At 57.7% G+C, this 16,994-nt stretch carries 17 protein-coding genes; 13 read left to right on the forward strand and 4 right to left on the reverse strand.

Going from position 1 to position 16,994, the window contains the following annotated elements; genetic code table 11:
• Nucleotides 1–245 precede the first annotated feature (245 nt).
• The 10 genes from ACTZWY_RS14920 to ACTZWY_RS14965 all read left to right on the forward strand — a co-directional run bounded on the left by ACTZWY_RS14920 (nucleotide 246) and on the right by ACTZWY_RS14965 (nucleotide 9,856).
• Entirely contained in the window at nucleotides 246–1,085 is an 840-nt protein-coding gene (locus tag ACTZWY_RS14920; protein WP_444791501.1) for a PaaX family transcriptional regulator C-terminal domain-containing protein, read from the forward strand.
• A gap of 151 nt (nucleotides 1,086–1,236) precedes the next feature.
• The gene (gene pcaF, locus ACTZWY_RS14925) at nucleotides 1,237–2,442 is read left to right on the forward strand and encodes a 3-oxoadipyl-CoA thiolase (protein ID WP_444791502.1); all 1,206 of its coding nucleotides are present in this window, start codon (nucleotides 1,237–1,239) and stop codon (nucleotides 2,440–2,442) included.
• A gap of 14 nt (nucleotides 2,443–2,456) precedes the next feature.
• Nucleotides 2,457–3,455, forward strand: a complete 999-nt coding sequence (gene paaA / locus ACTZWY_RS14930; protein WP_444791503.1) for a 1,2-phenylacetyl-CoA epoxidase subunit PaaA — start codon at nucleotides 2,457–2,459, stop codon at nucleotides 3,453–3,455.
• A 74-nt stretch (nucleotides 3,456–3,529) separates the two neighbouring features.
• The gene (gene paaB, locus ACTZWY_RS14935) at nucleotides 3,530–3,814 is read left to right on the forward strand and encodes a 1,2-phenylacetyl-CoA epoxidase subunit PaaB (protein WP_444791504.1); all 285 of its coding nucleotides are present in this window, start codon (nucleotides 3,530–3,532) and stop codon (nucleotides 3,812–3,814) included.
• Nucleotides 3,814–4,683: a 1,2-phenylacetyl-CoA epoxidase subunit PaaC gene (gene paaC, locus ACTZWY_RS14940; protein WP_444791505.1), complete on the forward strand. Its 870-nt coding sequence runs from the start codon at nucleotides 3,814–3,816 to the stop codon at nucleotides 4,681–4,683. Before paaB ends, paaC begins: the two co-directional genes overlap by 1 nt.
• 4 nt (nucleotides 4,684–4,687) lie before the next feature.
• Entirely contained in the window at nucleotides 4,688–5,206 is a 519-nt protein-coding gene (gene paaD / locus ACTZWY_RS14945; protein ID WP_444791506.1) for a 1,2-phenylacetyl-CoA epoxidase subunit PaaD, read from the forward strand.
• Between the two features lie 20 nt (nucleotides 5,207–5,226).
• Nucleotides 5,227–6,303 (forward strand): 1,2-phenylacetyl-CoA epoxidase subunit PaaE, encoded by a 1,077-nt coding sequence (paaE, locus tag ACTZWY_RS14950; RefSeq protein WP_444791507.1) that lies wholly within the window; start codon nucleotides 5,227–5,229, stop codon nucleotides 6,301–6,303.
• Nucleotides 6,293–7,042, forward strand: coding sequence for a Phenylacetic acid catabolic protein (locus ACTZWY_RS14955; protein WP_444791508.1), 750 nt, complete (start codon nucleotides 6,293–6,295; stop codon nucleotides 7,040–7,042). The genes paaE and ACTZWY_RS14955 overlap by 11 nt, the downstream gene beginning before the upstream one ends.
• A 148-nt stretch (nucleotides 7,043–7,190) precedes the next feature.
• A complete protein-coding gene (gene paaZ, locus ACTZWY_RS14960; RefSeq protein WP_444791509.1) occupies nucleotides 7,191–9,242 on the forward strand; it encodes a phenylacetic acid degradation bifunctional protein PaaZ in 2,052 nt (683 codons plus the stop codon).
• Nucleotides 9,239–9,856, forward strand: coding sequence for an acyltransferase (locus ACTZWY_RS14965; protein ID WP_444791510.1), 618 nt, complete (start codon nucleotides 9,239–9,241; stop codon nucleotides 9,854–9,856). The genes paaZ and ACTZWY_RS14965 overlap by 4 nt, the downstream gene beginning before the upstream one ends.
• Here ACTZWY_RS14965 and ACTZWY_RS14970 read toward each other — a convergent pair.
• The 4 genes from ACTZWY_RS14970 to paaG form a co-directional block, all read right to left on the reverse strand.
• Nucleotides 9,840–10,442, reverse strand: a complete 603-nt coding sequence (locus ACTZWY_RS14970) for a TetR/AcrR family transcriptional regulator (RefSeq protein WP_444791511.1) — start codon at nucleotides 10,440–10,442, stop codon at nucleotides 9,840–9,842. The genes ACTZWY_RS14965 and ACTZWY_RS14970 overlap by 17 nt on opposite strands.
• Nucleotides 10,443–10,560: 118 nt before the next feature.
• Complete coding sequence (gene paaK, locus ACTZWY_RS14975; protein ID WP_444791512.1) at nucleotides 10,561–11,871, reverse strand: phenylacetate--CoA ligase PaaK; 1,311 nt, start codon at nucleotides 11,869–11,871, stop codon at nucleotides 10,561–10,563.
• A 30-nt stretch (nucleotides 11,872–11,901) separates the two neighbouring features.
• Complete coding sequence (paaI, locus tag ACTZWY_RS14980; protein ID WP_444791513.1) at nucleotides 11,902–12,327, reverse strand: hydroxyphenylacetyl-CoA thioesterase PaaI; 426 nt, start codon at nucleotides 12,325–12,327, stop codon at nucleotides 11,902–11,904.
• A 1-nt stretch (nucleotide 12,328) separates the two neighbouring features.
• Nucleotides 12,329–13,117, reverse strand: coding sequence for a 2-(1,2-epoxy-1,2-dihydrophenyl)acetyl-CoA isomerase PaaG (gene paaG, locus ACTZWY_RS14985; RefSeq protein WP_444791514.1), 789 nt, complete (start codon nucleotides 13,115–13,117; stop codon nucleotides 12,329–12,331).
• Nucleotides 13,118–13,264: 147 nt separating this feature from the next.
• On the opposite strand from paaG, the gene paaN reads away from it, so the two are divergent.
• From paaN to ACTZWY_RS15000, 3 genes are all read left to right on the forward strand, one after another.
• Nucleotides 13,265–14,878 (forward strand): phenylacetic acid degradation protein PaaN, encoded by a 1,614-nt coding sequence (gene paaN, locus ACTZWY_RS14990; protein ID WP_444791515.1) that lies wholly within the window; start codon nucleotides 13,265–13,267, stop codon nucleotides 14,876–14,878.
• A gap of 34 nt (nucleotides 14,879–14,912) precedes the next feature.
• Nucleotides 14,913–16,052 carry an ABC transporter substrate-binding protein gene (locus ACTZWY_RS14995; RefSeq protein ID WP_444791516.1) on the forward strand — a complete coding sequence of 380 codons (1,140 nt, stop codon included), beginning with the start codon at nucleotides 14,913–14,915 and terminating at the stop codon, nucleotides 16,050–16,052.
• 69 nt (nucleotides 16,053–16,121) lie between these two features.
• The gene (locus tag ACTZWY_RS15000; RefSeq protein WP_444791517.1) at nucleotides 16,122–16,994 is read left to right on the forward strand and encodes a branched-chain amino acid ABC transporter permease; all 873 of its coding nucleotides are present in this window, start codon (nucleotides 16,122–16,124) and stop codon (nucleotides 16,992–16,994) included.

A 16,994-nucleotide genomic window follows, 5' to 3' on the forward strand; every position in this document is an offset into this window, starting at 1 on the left:
CTCGAAAACGCTTCCCAATCTTGAGAAATCAGCTTTAGAAGCTGCCCGCAGCAACTCCTCACAGACGCTTTGCCCGTCAGGTTTTGGCAGCAGTTGAACACAGACGACAGGTAAGCCCATGACACCTAGACTGCCTAAGCAAGCGGAATTTCGTGCTTTTTCGCTTTGGCCCTTATATGTTTTGTGCCGATGAGTGCCGCCAACGACACGAACACGCTACAAATGCACGCAAAAGGACGCTTGAAATGGCCGAGATCGGGCTTGTAACACCGCTTGTCGATGATATGCAGATAACCGCCGCGTCCTTTATCGTAACAGTTTATGGCGATGTCGTTGTGCCGCGTGGCGAGGTGCTGTGGATGGGCAGCCTGATAGAGATCTGCAACCGCATCGGGATCCGTGAAAACCTTGTCCGTACGGCGGTTTCACGCCTGGTGGTGGCAGGGCGTTTGCAGGGCGAACGACAGGGCAGGCGCAGCTTTTACCGCTTGGCACCAACTGCGCGAGCCGAATTTGCACAAGCTACGGCGCGCCTTTACACACATGGTGCACGCCCTGTTGGTTGGCAGTTGCTTTCGGTAGACGAGCTACCGGATGAAACACGGCGGCAATTTCATATGGCGCAGGTCGGCGGCGGGTGCTGGCTGGCCCCTGATTGGGGCCAGATGCCTGATGGCGCGCGTCTGATTATGCGCGTGCCCGATTCTCAGCCCGACGCCATGCCCGGCATAGCGGCATTTTGGGAACTGAAACCACTGCAAGATAGATATGACACATTTTTGGCACGGTTTCTGCCTGTCGCAAACGCGCTTGAACAAGGTCATACCCTTGCCCCTGCGGATGCCCTGACGCTGCGGTTATTGCTGGTCCATAGCTATCGCGCTGCGGTGTTGCGTGATCCGTTCCTGCCGGCGTCGCTATTGCCACAGGATTGGTCAGGCACGCGCGCGCGCGAATTGTTCCGCGATTTATACTTGGCGCTGACCCCTGCCGCTGAACTGGACATCGCTACGATGCTGGATTCTTCGGGCTTCCTTCCTGCATCAACGCCAGAAAGCATGCAACAAATTAACAGGTTACGCTGATTCCAAACGATTAACCCAAAAGCATTATCGCAAACATTACAGAAATTTCAAAAATACCTTTGAACTGTAATGTATTCGATGTTATACCATTCCTATGGTTACGGCGCTGCAACGCATCCGCAACCGGAGGAAGATTCGGGGGAATTCGGGAATGCAGGACGCGTTTATCTGCGATGCAGTTCGCACGCCAATTGGCCGTTATGGCGGGGCACTATCTACAGTACGCGCGGATGATCTGGCAGCGGTGCCACTGGCCGCGCTGATGAACCGCAATCCTGGTGTGGATTGGTCGGCGGTCGATGATCTGATCTTCGGTTGTGCCAATCAGGCGGGCGAGGATAATCGCAATGTGGGCCGGATGGCCGTGCTTCTGGCGGGAATGCCTGTCGATGTTCCGGGCACCACAATCAATCGTTTATGCGGGTCGGGCATGGATGCCGTTGGCATGGCGGCCCGCGCGATCAAGGCTGGTGATTGTGATTTCGTTCTGGCCGGTGGTGTCGAGAGCATGAGCCGCGCGCCCTTTGTGATGCCAAAAGCTGAAACCGCATTTTCGCGGACAAATGCGATTTACGACACCACCATCGGTTGGCGGTTCGTGAACCCCGTGATGAAAGCGCGGTTTGGTGTGGATAGCATGCCGCAAACTGCTGATAACGTGGCAAGCGATTACACAATCAGCCGCGAAGATCAGGACGCATTCGCAGCCCGTAGTCAGGCCCGATGGGCGGCAGCCCAACAGGCCGGACTTTTTGCAGATGAAATTGTCCCTGTCACGATCGCCCGCAAAAAGGGGGATCCACTGATCGTGGATACTGATGAACACCCCCGGCCCGGCACATCTGCAGAACAACTGGCCAAATTGCGCGGCGTGAACGGCCCTGATCTAAGCGTGACCGCAGGGAATGCATCGGGTGTCAATGATGGCGCTTGCGCTCTGGCAATCCTGTCGGGCCGCGCAGCACAGGCGCATGGCCTGACGCCCAAGGCGCGTATTGTTGCAATGGCCGCCGCCGGTGTGGCCCCGCGCATAATGGGGATCGGCCCGTCGCCCGCCGCCAGCAAGGTTCTGGCCCGCGCGGGGCTGACGATCGACCAGATGGACGTCATCGAACTGAACGAAGCATTCGCCGCGCAGGCGCTGGCCACATTGCGCGAATTGGGCCTGCCCGATGACGCGCCCCATGTAAACCCGAATGGCGGCGCGATTGCGCTGGGGCATCCCTTGGGCATGTCCGGCGCGCGCTTGGTCACCACGGCTATGTATCAGCTACACCGCACCGGTGGCCGTTACGCGCTTTGCACAATGTGCATCGGCGTGGGTCAGGGCATCGCACTTATCATTGAACGAGTCTGAAAGGAAAACTTGCCATGTATGCACAGCTTGTAAAATCCGAAGGCGCCAAATCCCGCGAACAGATGTCGCCCGAGGAAATCGCATTTCAGGACCGTATCGACCGGAATGAAAAAATCGAACCCAAGGAATGGATGCCCGAAGGCTATCGTAAAACGCTGATCCGCCAGATCGGTCAGCATGCGCATTCTGAAATCGTGGGTCAATTGCCCGAAGGCAATTGGATCACCCGCGCACCGACACTGGAACGCAAGGCGATCCTGCTGGCCAAGGTTCAGGATGAGGCGGGACATGGCCTCTACCTCTACTCTGCCGCCGAAACATTGGGCGTCAGCCGTGATGAATTGCTGGAAGGGCTTCATTCCGGTCGAATGAAATATTCCAGCATTTTTAATTATCCAACCCTGACTTGGGCCGATATGGGCGCAGTTGGCTGGCTGGTTGATGGGGCCGCGATTATGAATCAAGTGCCGCTGCAACGTACCAGCTATGGCCCCTATAGCCGCGCGATGATCCGGATCTGCAAAGAGGAATCGTTTCATCAGCGGCAGGGCTATGACATCATGATGAAGATGTGCGCGGGCACGCCTGAACAAAAAGCCATGGCGCAGGATGCGCTGAACCGCTTCTGGTATCCGTCGCTGATGATGTTTGGACCTTCGGACAAAGACTCTGTCCATTCCGCGCAATCAATGGCGTGGAAGATCAAAATGAACACCAATGATGAATTGCGCCAGAAGTTTGTGGATCAGACCGTTCCACAAGCCGAGTATCTGGGCCTGAGCATTCCCGACGAAAACCTGAAATGGAATGAAGAAAAAGGCGGCTATGATTTCAGCGAACCCGATTGGTCGGAATTCTTTGCTGTGATCGCGGGCAACGGCCCATGCAACGCAGAGCGTCTGGGCGCACGCGTCAAGGCATGGGAAGACGGCGCGTGGTATCGTGACGGCCTGATGGCGCATGCCCAAAAAGCCGAGGCACGTCGCCGCAGCGCGCGGATTGCTGCTGAATAAATATCCAATGATCCTTGGGTGGGGGCATGCGCCGCCCACCCCAGCCAGACCTATGAAATGGGAGGAAGGGCATTATGTCCAGCGAATGGCCCCTTTGGGAAATCTTTATCCGTGGCCAACATGGCCTGAACCATCGCCATGTTGGCAGCCTGCACGCACCTGATGCAGAAATGGCGATCAACAATGCCCGCGATGTTTACACCCGCCGGAACGAGGGCGTGTCGATCTGGGTTGTGCCGTCCAATATGATCACGGCATCCTCGCCATCACAGAAGGGGCCCTTGTTCGAGCCGTCAAATGCCAAAGTGTACCGCCATCCGACATTTTTCGACATTCCTGAAGAAGTGGGGCATATGTGATGCCGTCGCTACCGGATGTGATGACCCCCGATGTCGAAAAACTGGCCGCCGATCAGGCCGACGCGCGGGACAAATCCGACGCCGCACCCGCGGTTATGCCCCATCGCGATGCGCTGTTTGAATGGCTGCTGCGCACAGGCGATAATGCCCTGATCCTGGGCCACCGTGTATCCGAGTGGTGTGGTCTGGCCCCTGTTCTGGAAGAAGATATTGCGCTGGCAAATCAGGCGCTGGATCTGATTGGCCAATGCCAGCTATGGCTGGAATACGCAGGTGAGATCGAAGGTGCGGGCCGCACCGCTGACAATCTCGCCTATCTGCGCGATGCTGGTGCGTTTCGCAACCTCCTGCTGGTCGAGCGCCCCAATGGTGATTTTGGCAACACTTTGATGCGGCAATTCCTGTTTGATGTGTTCCATCTGGAACTCCTGACCGCCGCGCGCGATTCCGGCGATGCGCGCGTCGCTGAAATCGCGGCCAAGGCATGGAAGGAAGCCGCCTATCATCTGGAACGGTCTGCCGATCTGGTGGTGCGTTTGGGTGACGGCACTGCCGAGAGCCACGAGCGGATGCAAAACGCGCTGAACGGTCTGTGGTCCTATACTGGTGAAATGTTCACTGATGACCTGCATGATGTGGCCTTGGCGGATGCGGGCATTGTGCCTCTGCCGTCCAGTCTGCGCGCACCATGGGAGCGGACCGTTGCACAAGTGCTGGAGGAAGCCACGCTAAAGCATCCTGGCGCTGTCTGGCAACAGGGCGTCAGTGGGATGGGCGGCGGGAAACGCGGCGTGCATAGCGAACATCTGGGGTTCATTCTGGCCCAGATGCAGTTTTTGCAACGCGCCTATCCCGGTGCGCGCTGGTAACATCATGCAAACGCGACCCAATACCGCGCAGGTCTGGGATTGGCTGGCAGAAGTCCCAGACCCTGAAATCCCTGCGATTTCGCTGACCGATCTGGGCATCATCCGCGATGTCGCATGGCAGGGTGACACGCTGGTTGTGACGGTAACGCCCACCTATTCGGGCTGTCCCGCGACCGGCGTGATCAATCTGGATATCGAAACCGCCCTGCGCAACCATGGCATTGAAAAGCTGGAACTGAAACGCCAGTTATCGCCGCCATGGACAACAGACTGGATCACGGATGTGGGGCGCGAAAAGCTGCGCGCCTATGGCATCGCGCCGCCTGTTGACGGAACGGCAGCCGACGGTCAACTGGCGGGTCGGATCTCGCGTTTGGCGGGCAATTCCAATCTGGTAATCGCATGCCCGCGCTGCGGATCGAATGCGACTGAAAAGGTCAGTCAATTCGGTTCGACCCCGTGCAAGGCCAGCTATCGCTGCACGGACTGCCTTGAACCCTTCGACTATTTCAAATGCATCTAGGCATGCAAAGGACACCCGCAATGGCACGATTTCACCCCCTGACAGTTACAGAAGTGCGACGCGAAACACGCGATGCTGTGGTCGTTACTCTGGCCCCGCGCGAGGAAGACAGCGCCCTTTTTGATTTCATCCAAGGGCAGTATCTGACATTCCGCCGTGATTTTGACGGTGAAGAATTGCGCCGCAGCTATTCTATTTGCGCCGGCAAGGACGAGGGATTTTTGCGTGTTGGAATAAAGCGTGTCGATGGCGGAGCATTTTCCACATGGGCCAATGAAAATTTGGCCCCGGGGGACCAGATTGATGCGATGCCGCCCATGGGCCGTTTCTTCACACCGCTGAATGCCGATTCCGCACGTCATTATCTGGGATTTGCAGGTGGGTCGGGTATCACGCCGGTATTGTCGATTATCAAGACCGTTCTGACCCGCGAACCCAAATCGCGGTTCACGCTGGTCTATGCCAACCGCCAGATCAACACCATCATGTTTCGTGAAGAACTGGAGGATTTGAAAAACACATATCTGGGTCGGTTATCTGTTATTCATGTGCTTGAACAGGAAGGACAGGAAATCGATCTGTTCACGGGCCGTATTGACGCTGATAAAATGGCGCATCTGTTCAGCGGCTGGATTGATCCTGCATCAGTCGATACCGCCTATATTTGTGGCCCCGAACCCATGATGCTGACAATCGCGGCCTCTCTGCGCGAACATGGGCTGAGCGATGAGCAGATCAAATTTGAACTCTTTGCCAGCAGTCAGCCGGGCCGCGCCAAAGCGCGCGCTGTGTCTGCTATGGCAATCCCCGAAGGCGCAGGCGTGCAGGCCACAGTTACGCTTGATGGCACGACCCGCAATCTGACTTTGCCGCGCGAGGGGCAATCCATTCTCGAGGCCGCACTGGCGGCCGACATGGATGCCCCCTATTCATGCAAGGCTGGCGTCTGCTCTACCTGCCGCTGCAAAGTGTTGGAGGGCGAGGTGGAAATGGCCATCAACCACGCCCTTGAAGATTACGAAGTGCGCGCAGGCTATGTTTTGTCATGTCAGGCCTTCCCAATCAGTCAGAAAGTGGTGGTCAGCTATGACGAATGATACAATTCCCGTAGAGGAATATCTGGCACAGGGCGGTGTCCTGACTGCGCCCGGCAATGTCCCCCCGCGCTATCGTGGCGAGCTGTTGCGCCTGATGGGCTCATTCGTGGACAGTGAATTGGCAGCTTCTGCCGGGTTTGCCAGTGCGATAAATTGGGCGCCAGGTATAAAGGAACGGATCGCAGCCTGCCGCATCACCTTGGAAAAGGCTGATCATGCCGAACGTGTTCTGGCGGTGATGGCTGAGTTTGGCACCGCAACTGCGCGATATCAAGCTCAGCATGACTGGGCCGCGCGTGTATCGCGGGTCGATGATCTGGGCCAAGCGCGCCAATCGGGCGATATGCGCCTGTCAGTGTTTCATTACCCGATCACCGACTGGACAGATGCTGTTGTGATGAATGTGTTGCAAGGGCTGGCAACCACTGTGCAGATGACCGAGCTGTCGCAGATTTCCTATGCACCGCTTGCCGATACATTCCGCCAGATCGCCCCGCGTGAAGCACGTCATGCCGAATTGGGTCTGGAGGGCTTGGCGCGGCTGGTCGTATCCGACCCCGGTGGCGTGCGCGATAGTATCAGCTACTGGATGCCCCGCGTGGCCGCCGGTTTCGGTATGGCGCATTCACCGCGTTTCGATCTGCAGGCCCGGTTTGGTTTGCGCCGCCGCCCGAATGAGGCTTTGCGCGACGCATGGCAGAGTTTGGCCAACACCCGATTGGCCGCCTGCGGCCTCTGAACGGCCACGGCTGCAGCCCGCTAAAGCATGTCGCGCAAAAATGGGAACCGGTTTTGCGCAAAAAGACACGTGACAACATAAGGTTAGTGTGGGTCGTGTGAATGCGAATGAACGCGACACCGTCTAGAATAACAGGAATATTATGACCATGACCGCCTCACCGGCCCCGCGCCGTCTTGAAAGTCTGATTTGTGGGCGCTGGATACGCGGCGACCGCGACGGCCAGCCCCTGCTGGATGCAGCAACAGGTGAATTGGTCGCTCATATTGATGCCACTGGCATTGATATGGCGGCAGCATTGGATTGGGGGCGAAAAACCGGCGGTCTTGCCTTGCGGGCCATGTCATTTCACGACCGCGCCCTGATGCTCAAGGCGCTGGGCTTGGCGCTGATGGAACATAAGGAAGAGTTTTACACCGAAAGCTTCCGCACAGGCGCCACGCGCGCGGATGGTTGGGTTGATATCGAGGGCGGCATCGGCACGATGTTGGCCTATGCCTCCAAGGGGCGGCGCGAATTGCCCAATACCCGCGTCCTGACAGAGGGTGATGTCGAATTGCTGTCGCGCGATGACAGCTTTTCGGCACAGCACATCCTGTCGCCCTTGCGGGGTGTAGCCGTGCATATCAATGCGTATAATTTCCCTGTCTGGGGGATGCTGGAGAAAATCGCACCCACCTTGCTTGCGGGGGTACCGTGTATCGTTAAGCCAGCTTCGCAAACGGCCTATCTGACCGAACTGGTCGTGCGCCGGATAATGGATACGGGAATATTGCCTGATGGGGCGCTTCAGCTGATCTGCGGGTCAGTGGGGGATCTTCTCGATCATGTCACGGGGCAGGATGCGGTGACATTTACCGGATCGGCATGGACCGGGCGCAAATTGCGCGCCCATCGCGCAATTGTTGAAAACTCGACGCGCTTCACAATGGAGGCGGACAGCCTGAACGCATCGATACTGGGGGCCGATGCGGCGCCGGGCACGCCAGAATTCGACCTGTTTGTCAAAGAGGTTGCGCGCGAAATAACCGCAAAGGCCGGACAGAAATGCACAGCCATTCGCCGTGTCATGGCACCGGCTGGTTATATCGAACCGCTGATTGCCGCACTCAGAACCCGTCTCGAGGCGGCAACTCCCGGCTTACCCGCAGATAGCGCTACACGTCTTGGGCCGCTCGCCAGTATGGATCAACGCGAAGAGGTACGCGCGCGCATCAGCGAGTTGCAAACTGTGGCGCGTATTGTTGTGGGTGATCCTGATGTCACCCCGGACGGGTTTGACCAAGGGGCCTATCTGAACCCGGTTCTGTTGCTGGCCGATGACCCCATGAATGCAGCCGCCGTGCATGATTGCGAGGCCTTCGGTCCCGTAGCTACGCTGATACCCTATGAGGACGCAGATCAAGCGGTCGCGCTGGCCGCGATGGGCAAAGGGTCGCTGGTGTCCTCCGTATTCACGAATGATCCCGATATCGCACGGAACATGGTTCTGGGGCTGGCCCCCTATCACGGTCGTATCTTGATCGGGAACCGCGCCTCGGCCAAAAGCTCTACCGGGCATGGCTCGCCGCTGGCCGGTCTGGTGCATGGCGGGCCGGGTCGCGCTGGCGGCGGCGAGGAAATGGGCGGCATGCGCGGGGTCAAACACTATATGCAACGCACAGCGGTTCAGGGCGCGCCCGGACTGCTGTCTGCTGTCACAGGCCGCTGGATCGAGGGCGCGCCCGCGCAATCGGACATCCATCCTTTTCGCAAATCCTTGGCGGAATTGCGCATCGGTGATCAACTGGTCACAGCCAGCCGCCAGATCACGCAAGCGGATGTCGAACATTTCGCAGAATTTACCGGCGACACATTCTACGCACATATGGACAGCGAGGCCGCGCGCGCAAATCCGTTTTTCGAGGATCGCGTGGCGCATGGCTATCTGATTGCCTCATTTGCGGCGGGGCTGTTTGTCGATCCGGCCCCCGGCCCGGTTCTGGCCAATTACGGTGTTGACAACATGCGCTTTCTGACGCCGGTCTATTTTGGGGATACATTGCAAGTGCGGCTGACCTGCAAAGACATAAACCCGCGCGCAAATGCCGAACATGGTGAGGTGCGCTGGGATTGTCAGGTCTCCAACCAGAATTCCGAAATCGTAGCGCAATATGATGTTTTGACCATGGTTGCCAAAACGCAAGAGGCCGCAGAATGAGCATATGGTCATGGGATGGCATCCGCCCGGTGATCGACCCTGCCGCATTCGTTCATCCAGACGCTACAATCATTGGGGATGTAATTGTAGGGCCTGCGGTCTATGTGGGGCCGGGGGCAGTGCTGCGGGGTGATTTTGGGCGCATTATGCTGCATCGAGGCTGCAATGTGCAGGAAACCTGCGTTGTTCACAGCTTTCCTGACAAGGATGTCGTGATCGAGGAAGGCGGCCATATAGGACATGGCGCGGTGCTGCATGGCTGCCATGTGGGCCGCAATGCGATGGTGGGAATGAACGCAGTTGTCATGGATGAATGCGTGATCGGTGAAAACACCATCATTGCGGCAATGACCTTCGTCAAGGCGGGGGAAAACATTCCCGCAGGCGCGCTGGTGGTGGGGGCGCCCGCACGCGTTGTGCGGATGCTGACAGCGGATGAGATTGACTGGAAACGCCGTGGAACCGCAATTTATCAGCGCTTGGCGCTAGAAGCACGCGACCGGTTGGCACCGACAGAGGCGCTAGACGCACCAGAACCCGAACGCCCCCGTGCGCAGGCCCCACAATACAGCCCGCTGGTGCTTGAGCGGGCAGGTATCACCGCACCGATTTGATGCCTTCCAGAATCAGCGTCGTGGCGACATCGGCATAATCCTCTCGGGAGATGCGCCCCCCGTCCTTGAACCACATATAAACCCAGTTCATCATCCCGAATAAAGACATGGTGACCGGCATCAAAAGGGGACGTTCCGTCGAGTTCAGATCAGGGTTGATCTGTTCCAGCACAGCTGCAAAACGCCGCACAATCCTGCGCTCCAAAGCCGTGATCTGGGTTTTCTGTTCATCCGACAGGGCTGCAGTCGCATTCAGCTGAACCTTGTGCTCGTTGTCGGCGCCACGATAGCTTTCCAGCACGGCCCCCACCAGACGACGCAAGCGTTGGTCGGGCGCAAGATGGGGGTCATCGTCGACGTCTTCGATGACGGTATCCAACTCTTCCAGATGCGTGGTGATGATGGCAAAAATCAAGGCATCTTTGCTGGGATAGTAATGATACAGCAGCGGTTTTGACACCTGCGCGCGCGCCGCCACTTGCGCCATTGATGCTTTCTCCATGCCCTGTTCGGCAAAGACTTCGGCGGCACTGTCTAAGATAACGCGTTGTTTTTCTTCAAAATCCTGTGCGCGTGTTCGGGCCATGGTATGCTTCCTGTTGTCAGGACGAATTCAATTTACTCCGCGAAAAGGCGCATTTCTGCGCCTTTCCTCGATATAAGTGCTGCACACAGGCTTGTCACCTGCCCTGTGCCAGAGCAGCCTATTCCTTGGGTCGATTGTCGATCACCCGTTTGGCTTTGCCCTCGGAGCGAGCAATTCCTGCAGGATCGCAAACCTCGACGCGCGTCGAAACACCGACCACCGATTTGATGTGATGCGCCAGTTCCTTCGCGGATTTCGCGCGCGCGTCATCATTCGCCATATCGGGGGTGCATTCGACATGGACTGTCATGTTATCCATGCGCCCCGACCGCCCCAATTCTATCTGAAAATGCGCTGAAAGACCCGCACATTTCAGGATCTGTTCCTCGATCTGGGTTGGAAACACGTTGACACCGCGCAGAATAATCATGTCATCGCTGCGCCCGGTGATCTTTTCGATCCGGCGCATAGATCGCGCCGTTCCGGGCAAGAGGCGCGTCAGGTCGCGGGTGCGATAGCGAACCATCGGCAGCCCCTCTTTGGTCAGGGTGGTGAATACCAATTCGCCCATCTGGCCGTCGGGTAATACCTCGCCAGTGACGGGGTCTATGATTTCTGGATAGAAATGATCTTCCCAGATGTGCAGTCCGTCTTTGGTTTCAACACATTCTTGCGCCACGCCCGGTCCCATAACCTCGGACAGGCCATAGATATCTACGGCCTGCATATTGAACGCCTGTTCTATTTCCTCGCGCATGGCATTTGTCCATGGCTCGGCTCCGAAAATCCCGACCTCCAGACTGCTTTCGCGCGGATCAATCCCCTGACGACGAAATTCATCCAGAATCGACAGCATATAGCTTGGCGTCACCATGATGACGCGCGGCTTGAAATCGTCGATCAATGAAACCTGCCGTTCGGTCATACCGCCTGAAATCGGCACGACAGTACATCCCAGACGTTCAGCGCCGTAATGCGCGCCCAGCCCGCCGGTGAACAAACCGTAACCATAGGCATTATGCAAGATATCACCGCGCCGCCCGCCTGCTGCCCGGATAGAGCGCGCAACCAGATTTGCCCAGTTGTCAATATCGCTTGCGGTATAGCCCACAACAGTAGGTTTCCCGGTGGTCCCTGAAGATCCGTGAATCCGCACCAGTTTTTCGCGCGGGACCGCAAACATGCCAAAAGGATAGGTTTCGCGCAGGTCCTGTTTCACCGTGAAGGGGAATTTTGCGATATCGGCCAGTGTTTTCAACTCTTCCGGGTGGACGTCATATTCGATGAAGCGTTTCCGATAGAAGGGCGAATTTTCATAAGCGTGTTTCAGGGAACGCTTCATGCGGTGAAATTGCAGCGCCTCGATTTCATCGCGCGAAGCGATTTCGATAGGGTCGAGGCTTTGCTTTGATGGGGTAAGATTGTCCAAGATTTCCTCCCTCGGATTGTCGGTCTGGGGCTAGTTACCCAACAGACGGCCCTTGACTGTGCGGGAATGCCCGCGAAATTCTGCGATAAGCGCGCCGTTTTGGTTAGTGACTGTGACATCATAGAGGCCACTGCGGGTCTGTCGGGTGCGCTCGGTCGCGCTGGCAGTCAGCACATCCCCGCAAAATGCCGGTGCCAGATAGGTGATGGACGCCTGCTGGCCCACTGACCGCTGATCGACAGTGTTGCACGCAAATGCAAATGCACTATCGGCGAGTGTAAAAATATACCCGCCATGGGCCGTGCCGTGACCGTTGACCATTGCAGACGTGATTTCCATGCGCATCACCGCTTGCCCCGGTCTGGCATGTTCCAGCACCATCCCCAAATTCTGCGAGGCCAGGTCTTCGCCCCACATCGCAGCGGCGCAGGCTTGCGCGAGTTCCAGAGCATTCATGTCATTCCCCCCAGAATTGTGCAGGCCGCTTTTCCAGAAACGCTGTCACGCCTTCGGCATAGTCGCGGGTGCACCCCGCCTCTCGCTGAGCATCGCGTTCCATATCAAGCTGTTCATCCAGGCTGTTGGTGGCGGCGGCCTGTATCAGGCGTTTGGTCAATCCCAGCCCGCGCGTTGGCCCAAGCGCGAGGGATTGCGCCAGTTCGCGCGCGTCAGTCAACAGGGTTTCATCCTCTACAGCTTTCCAGATCAGGCCCCAGTCAGCGGCCTGTTGCGCGCTCAGCGCTTCAGCGGTAAAGGCAAGCGCCTTGGCGCGTGGCTCGCCCAGAATATGGGTCAGCGACCAGCTGCCACCTGCATCGGGCACCAGCCCAATTTTGGAAAATGCCTGAATGAAGCGCGCCTTTTGTGACGCCAGCACGATATCACAGGCCAGTGCGATATTCGCCCCTGCCCCGGCCGCCACACCATTCACCGCGCAGATAACCGGCTTCTCCAATGCCCGAATCAGACGTAGCGTAGGATTATAAAACCGCTCCAGCGTGGCCCCCAGATCAGGTGTGCCAGTGCCCTTGCGCGGATCACGGTCGCCCAGATCCTGCCCCGCACAAAAGGCCCGGCCTGCGCCCGTTAGCAAAATCGCGCGCACATCGGCATCTTCAATCGCACGCTGAATTGCTGCGCGCAGCGCCAGATGCATCTCCTCATTGAAGGCATTCAGCTTGTCAGGACGGTTGAGCACGATTGTAAGCACGCCCGCGGCCAAGTCCGTCAAAACAGTGTCCGTCATAAGATTCTCCATTCCAGCAGGGGTTCCTACGCAATAAGCGGAAAAATTTCGGCAGCTTCAAAAAATATGTTGCATAAATCGACCGGTCGGTCAATGTTATTAAGTATGTCGAGAGGACGGCCATCGCGGTTGCGGCAGGGGGAACAAATGACAGAGTTTTTTGATCGTCACATAGGGCTTCTGGATGCAGCACAGGCTGCACTGGGCGCGCGCGGATATTGGGCGCCGTTTCAAGAAATTCCAAGTGAAAAGCTTTATGGCGAGGGATCGCGCGCAGCGGGCCAGGCCGCGTTTGATGCGCTGCTGGGGCAGCGCTTTGAACTGGATGGCCATCCCGAATCATACCGTTTAGGCGCTGAAGAATCGCCCTATGGTCTGGCGCTTGATATCTGCTACCCGGCAGCGAGCCCGACAGATCTGATCACCGCCGCCCAGGCAGCGGCCCCCGCCCTCGCTGCAGCAAGCCCCGCCGCGCGAGTAGGTGCGCTGATAGAGGCCCTGGTGCGATTGAACGCACAATCCTTTCTGATCGCACACGCGACACAGCATACCACTGGGCAGGCATTCGCCATGGCCTTTCAGGCTGGTGGTCCCCATGCACAGGATCGCGCGCTGGAGGCCGTCGCGCTGGCATGGCAGGAAATGAAACGCTATCCGCAAAGCGCGATCTGGGAAAAGCCACAGGGCAAGGCCGCGCCGCTACGTCTGGAAAAACACTGGGCCTTGGTGCCCGCAGGTGTGGCGCTAAGCATCGGGTGCAACACATTCCCGACATGGAACAGCTACCCCGGCCTGTTTGCCAGCCTTGCAACAGGCAATCCGGTCATCATCAAACCGCACCCGCGCGCAATCCTGCCGCTGGCACTGACAGTTGCCACGCTCAGGCAGGTTTTTGTCGAAGCCGGCCTGCCTGCGGATGCAATTTTGCTTGCTGTCGATGCACCCGAAGGGGAAATCACGCAAACACTGGCCACAAACCCCGCAATTCGCCTCATTGATTACACCGGCGGCAAGGCATTCGGCGACTGGCTGCGCGAGAATGCGCGCCATGCGCGCCTCTTTACCGAAGAAGCGGGGGTAAACACCGTTACACTTCTGGGGGCGCCGGATTTCAAAGGCATGTGCGATAACCTGGCCTTCTCGCTGGCGCTCTATTCTGGGCAGATGTGCACATCCCCCCAGACACTGATCATTCCGCAAGGGGGCCTTGAGAGCGATCAAGGCCACAAATCCCCCGAGGATGTGGCGAAGGGCATTGCTGATGCGCTGGATCGGTTGCTGGCCGATCCAGCCCGCGCGAGCGCTGTGACTGGTGCGATTGCCAATCCGGCCACACGGGCGCGGCTGGAGCAAGCCTGCAAACAGGGCCGCGTGCTGCGGGATGGAACGCCGCTTATGCTGTCGGATGCAGATGATTTGTCAGCGCAGGAATATTTTGGCCCTGTCAGCTTTATCGTGCAGACGCCAGACGCGGCATCGGCCATTGCCCGCGCCACAGGGTTGGCCCGCGAGCAAGGCGCCATTACCGCTGCACTTTATGACACAGATGAGGATCGCATTGCCCGTGCCATTCCGGAATTTGCCCGCGCGGGCGTTAACCTGTCGATCAACCTGACCGGCAATATCTTTGTCAACCAATCCGCAGCATTCAGTGATTTCCATGTCACCGGTGCGAATCCGGCAGGGAATGCCTGCCTGACCGACCCTGCGTTCGTCACACCGCGATTTACCCGCGCGATGTGGCGACGTCAGATTTCCTAATCCCATATCAACCAGTCTCGGGGAGGAGACACTCATGAAGAGCACGACAAAAGTTATCGTTACACTGGCCGCCTTCGGTCTGGCCGCGCCTGCAATGGCCGAAATACGCATCGGGGCCAGCATCTCGGCTACTGGCCCTGCAGCGTTTTTGGGGGACCCGCAGGTCAAGACACTTGAAATGCTGGTCGAAGAGCTGAACGCAGCCGGGGGCATAAATGGCGAAACCGTACGTCTCATTCATTACGATGACGGCGGCGACCCGAACCGCGCACGCACCTTTGCCACACGTCTGATCGAGGATGACGAGGTCGTGGCGATCATCGGCGGCACCACCACCGGGGCTACCATGTCGATCTTGTCGGTAGCCGAGGATGCGGAAATTCCGTTCATCTCACTGGCCGGTGCAATCGAAATCATCGATCCGGTGCGTCCTTTCACCTTCAAGACGCCGCACACAGATAGAATGGCCTGCCAGAAAATTTTCGAGGATATCGTGGCGCGCGGTTTTACCAATGTGGCCATGATTTCCGGAACAGACGGTTTTGGTGCCTCTATGCAGGCGCAATGCCGTGATGTGATTGGCGATTATGGGCTTAATCTGGTGGCCGATGAAAATTATAATCCCACCGATGTAGATATGACCGCGCAATTGACCAATATCCGTGCCGCGCAAGGTGTCGAGGCATTGATCAATCCCGGTTTCGGTCAAGGCCCCTCCATTGTGACCCGCAACTACGCTCAACTTGGTCTGGAAATCCCCTTCTATCAGTCGCACGGTGTGGCATCGAACGGGTTTATCGAATTGGCAGGCGCAAGTGCAGCGGAAGGCATTCGCCTACCGGGAACCGCGCTGCTGGTGGCCGATATTCTGGAAGATGATGACCCCCAGAAGGAAATCGCACTGGCCTATAAGACTGCGTTCGAAGCCAAGACAGGTACACCCGTAAGCACCTTTGGCGGCTATGCCCATGATGCTTTCCTGATCCTGACCGATGCAATCGCGCGCGCTGGATCAAGCGACCCGCAGGATATCCGCGACGCGATCGAGGCGACCGAGGCCCTAGTGGGCACCACAGGCACCTATACATTCGCCCCCGATGATCACCTGGGCCTCGATCTGAGCGCGTTCCGCATGCTTGAAATCCGCGACGGTGCTTGGACGCTCGTGGAATAATCAACGGCGTTGATACTGATCCCGGCGTTCGCGCCGGGATTGTTCCGCCGCATCCAGCTAGAGGTCGAAATGTCCGAACTTTTGCAATTCCTGTTCTCAGGGGTGACCGTTGGTGCGGTTTACGCCCTGGTCGCGCTTGGCTTCACGATCATATACAATGCATCCGACGTGGTGAACTTTGCCCAGGGTGAATTCGTCATGCTGGGCGGCATGATCACGGTGGCGGGTTATGCTGCGGGTTTGCCGTTGCCATTAGCCGCGCTGGCGGCGATTGTCCTGACCGCCAGTTTGGGCGTTGCTATGAACAAACTGGCAATCGAGCCCGCGCGTGGCGCGCCAGTCGTATCACTGATCATCATCACGATCGGCGCGTCAATTTTCATTCAGGGTGCCGCACAGGTTCTATTTGGCAAGCAAATTCATAGCTTTCCCGCCTTTTCGGGCGATGCGCCTTTGCGCGTGGCGGGGGCAACAATCCTGCCGCAAAGTCTGTGGGTTATCGGGGGCGCAGTGGCCGTGTTTGTTGGATTGTATCTGTTTTTCACGCGCACCTTGCTGGGTCGGGCGGTTCTGGCCACATCCAACAACCGATTGGCCGCGCAGCTGGTCGGGATCAATACCAATTACGTCATGACATTGTCCTTCGCCCTCTCCGCTGGCATTGGCGCGCTGGCTGGCGTTCTGGCCACACCCATCACACTGACTGCCTATAATGTCGGCATTGCCTTCGCGTTGAAGGGTTTTGCAGGCGCGATGCTGGGCGGCATGGGCAATCCCAAGGGCGCGCTGGTAGGCGGTTTTACCATCGGCCTGATCGAGGCGATGACAGCAGGCTACCTGTCATCCACCTATAAGGACGCAGCCGCGTTCGTCGTGATTCTGGCAGTGCTGTTTTTCATGCCGCAGGGTCTGTTTGGCCGCAAATCCACAGATCGGGTGTGA

Origin of the sequence: Roseinatronobacter sp. NSM (assembly GCF_052379845.1) — a bacterium.
GTDB lineage: Bacteria > Pseudomonadota > Alphaproteobacteria > Rhodobacterales > Rhodobacteraceae > Roseinatronobacter.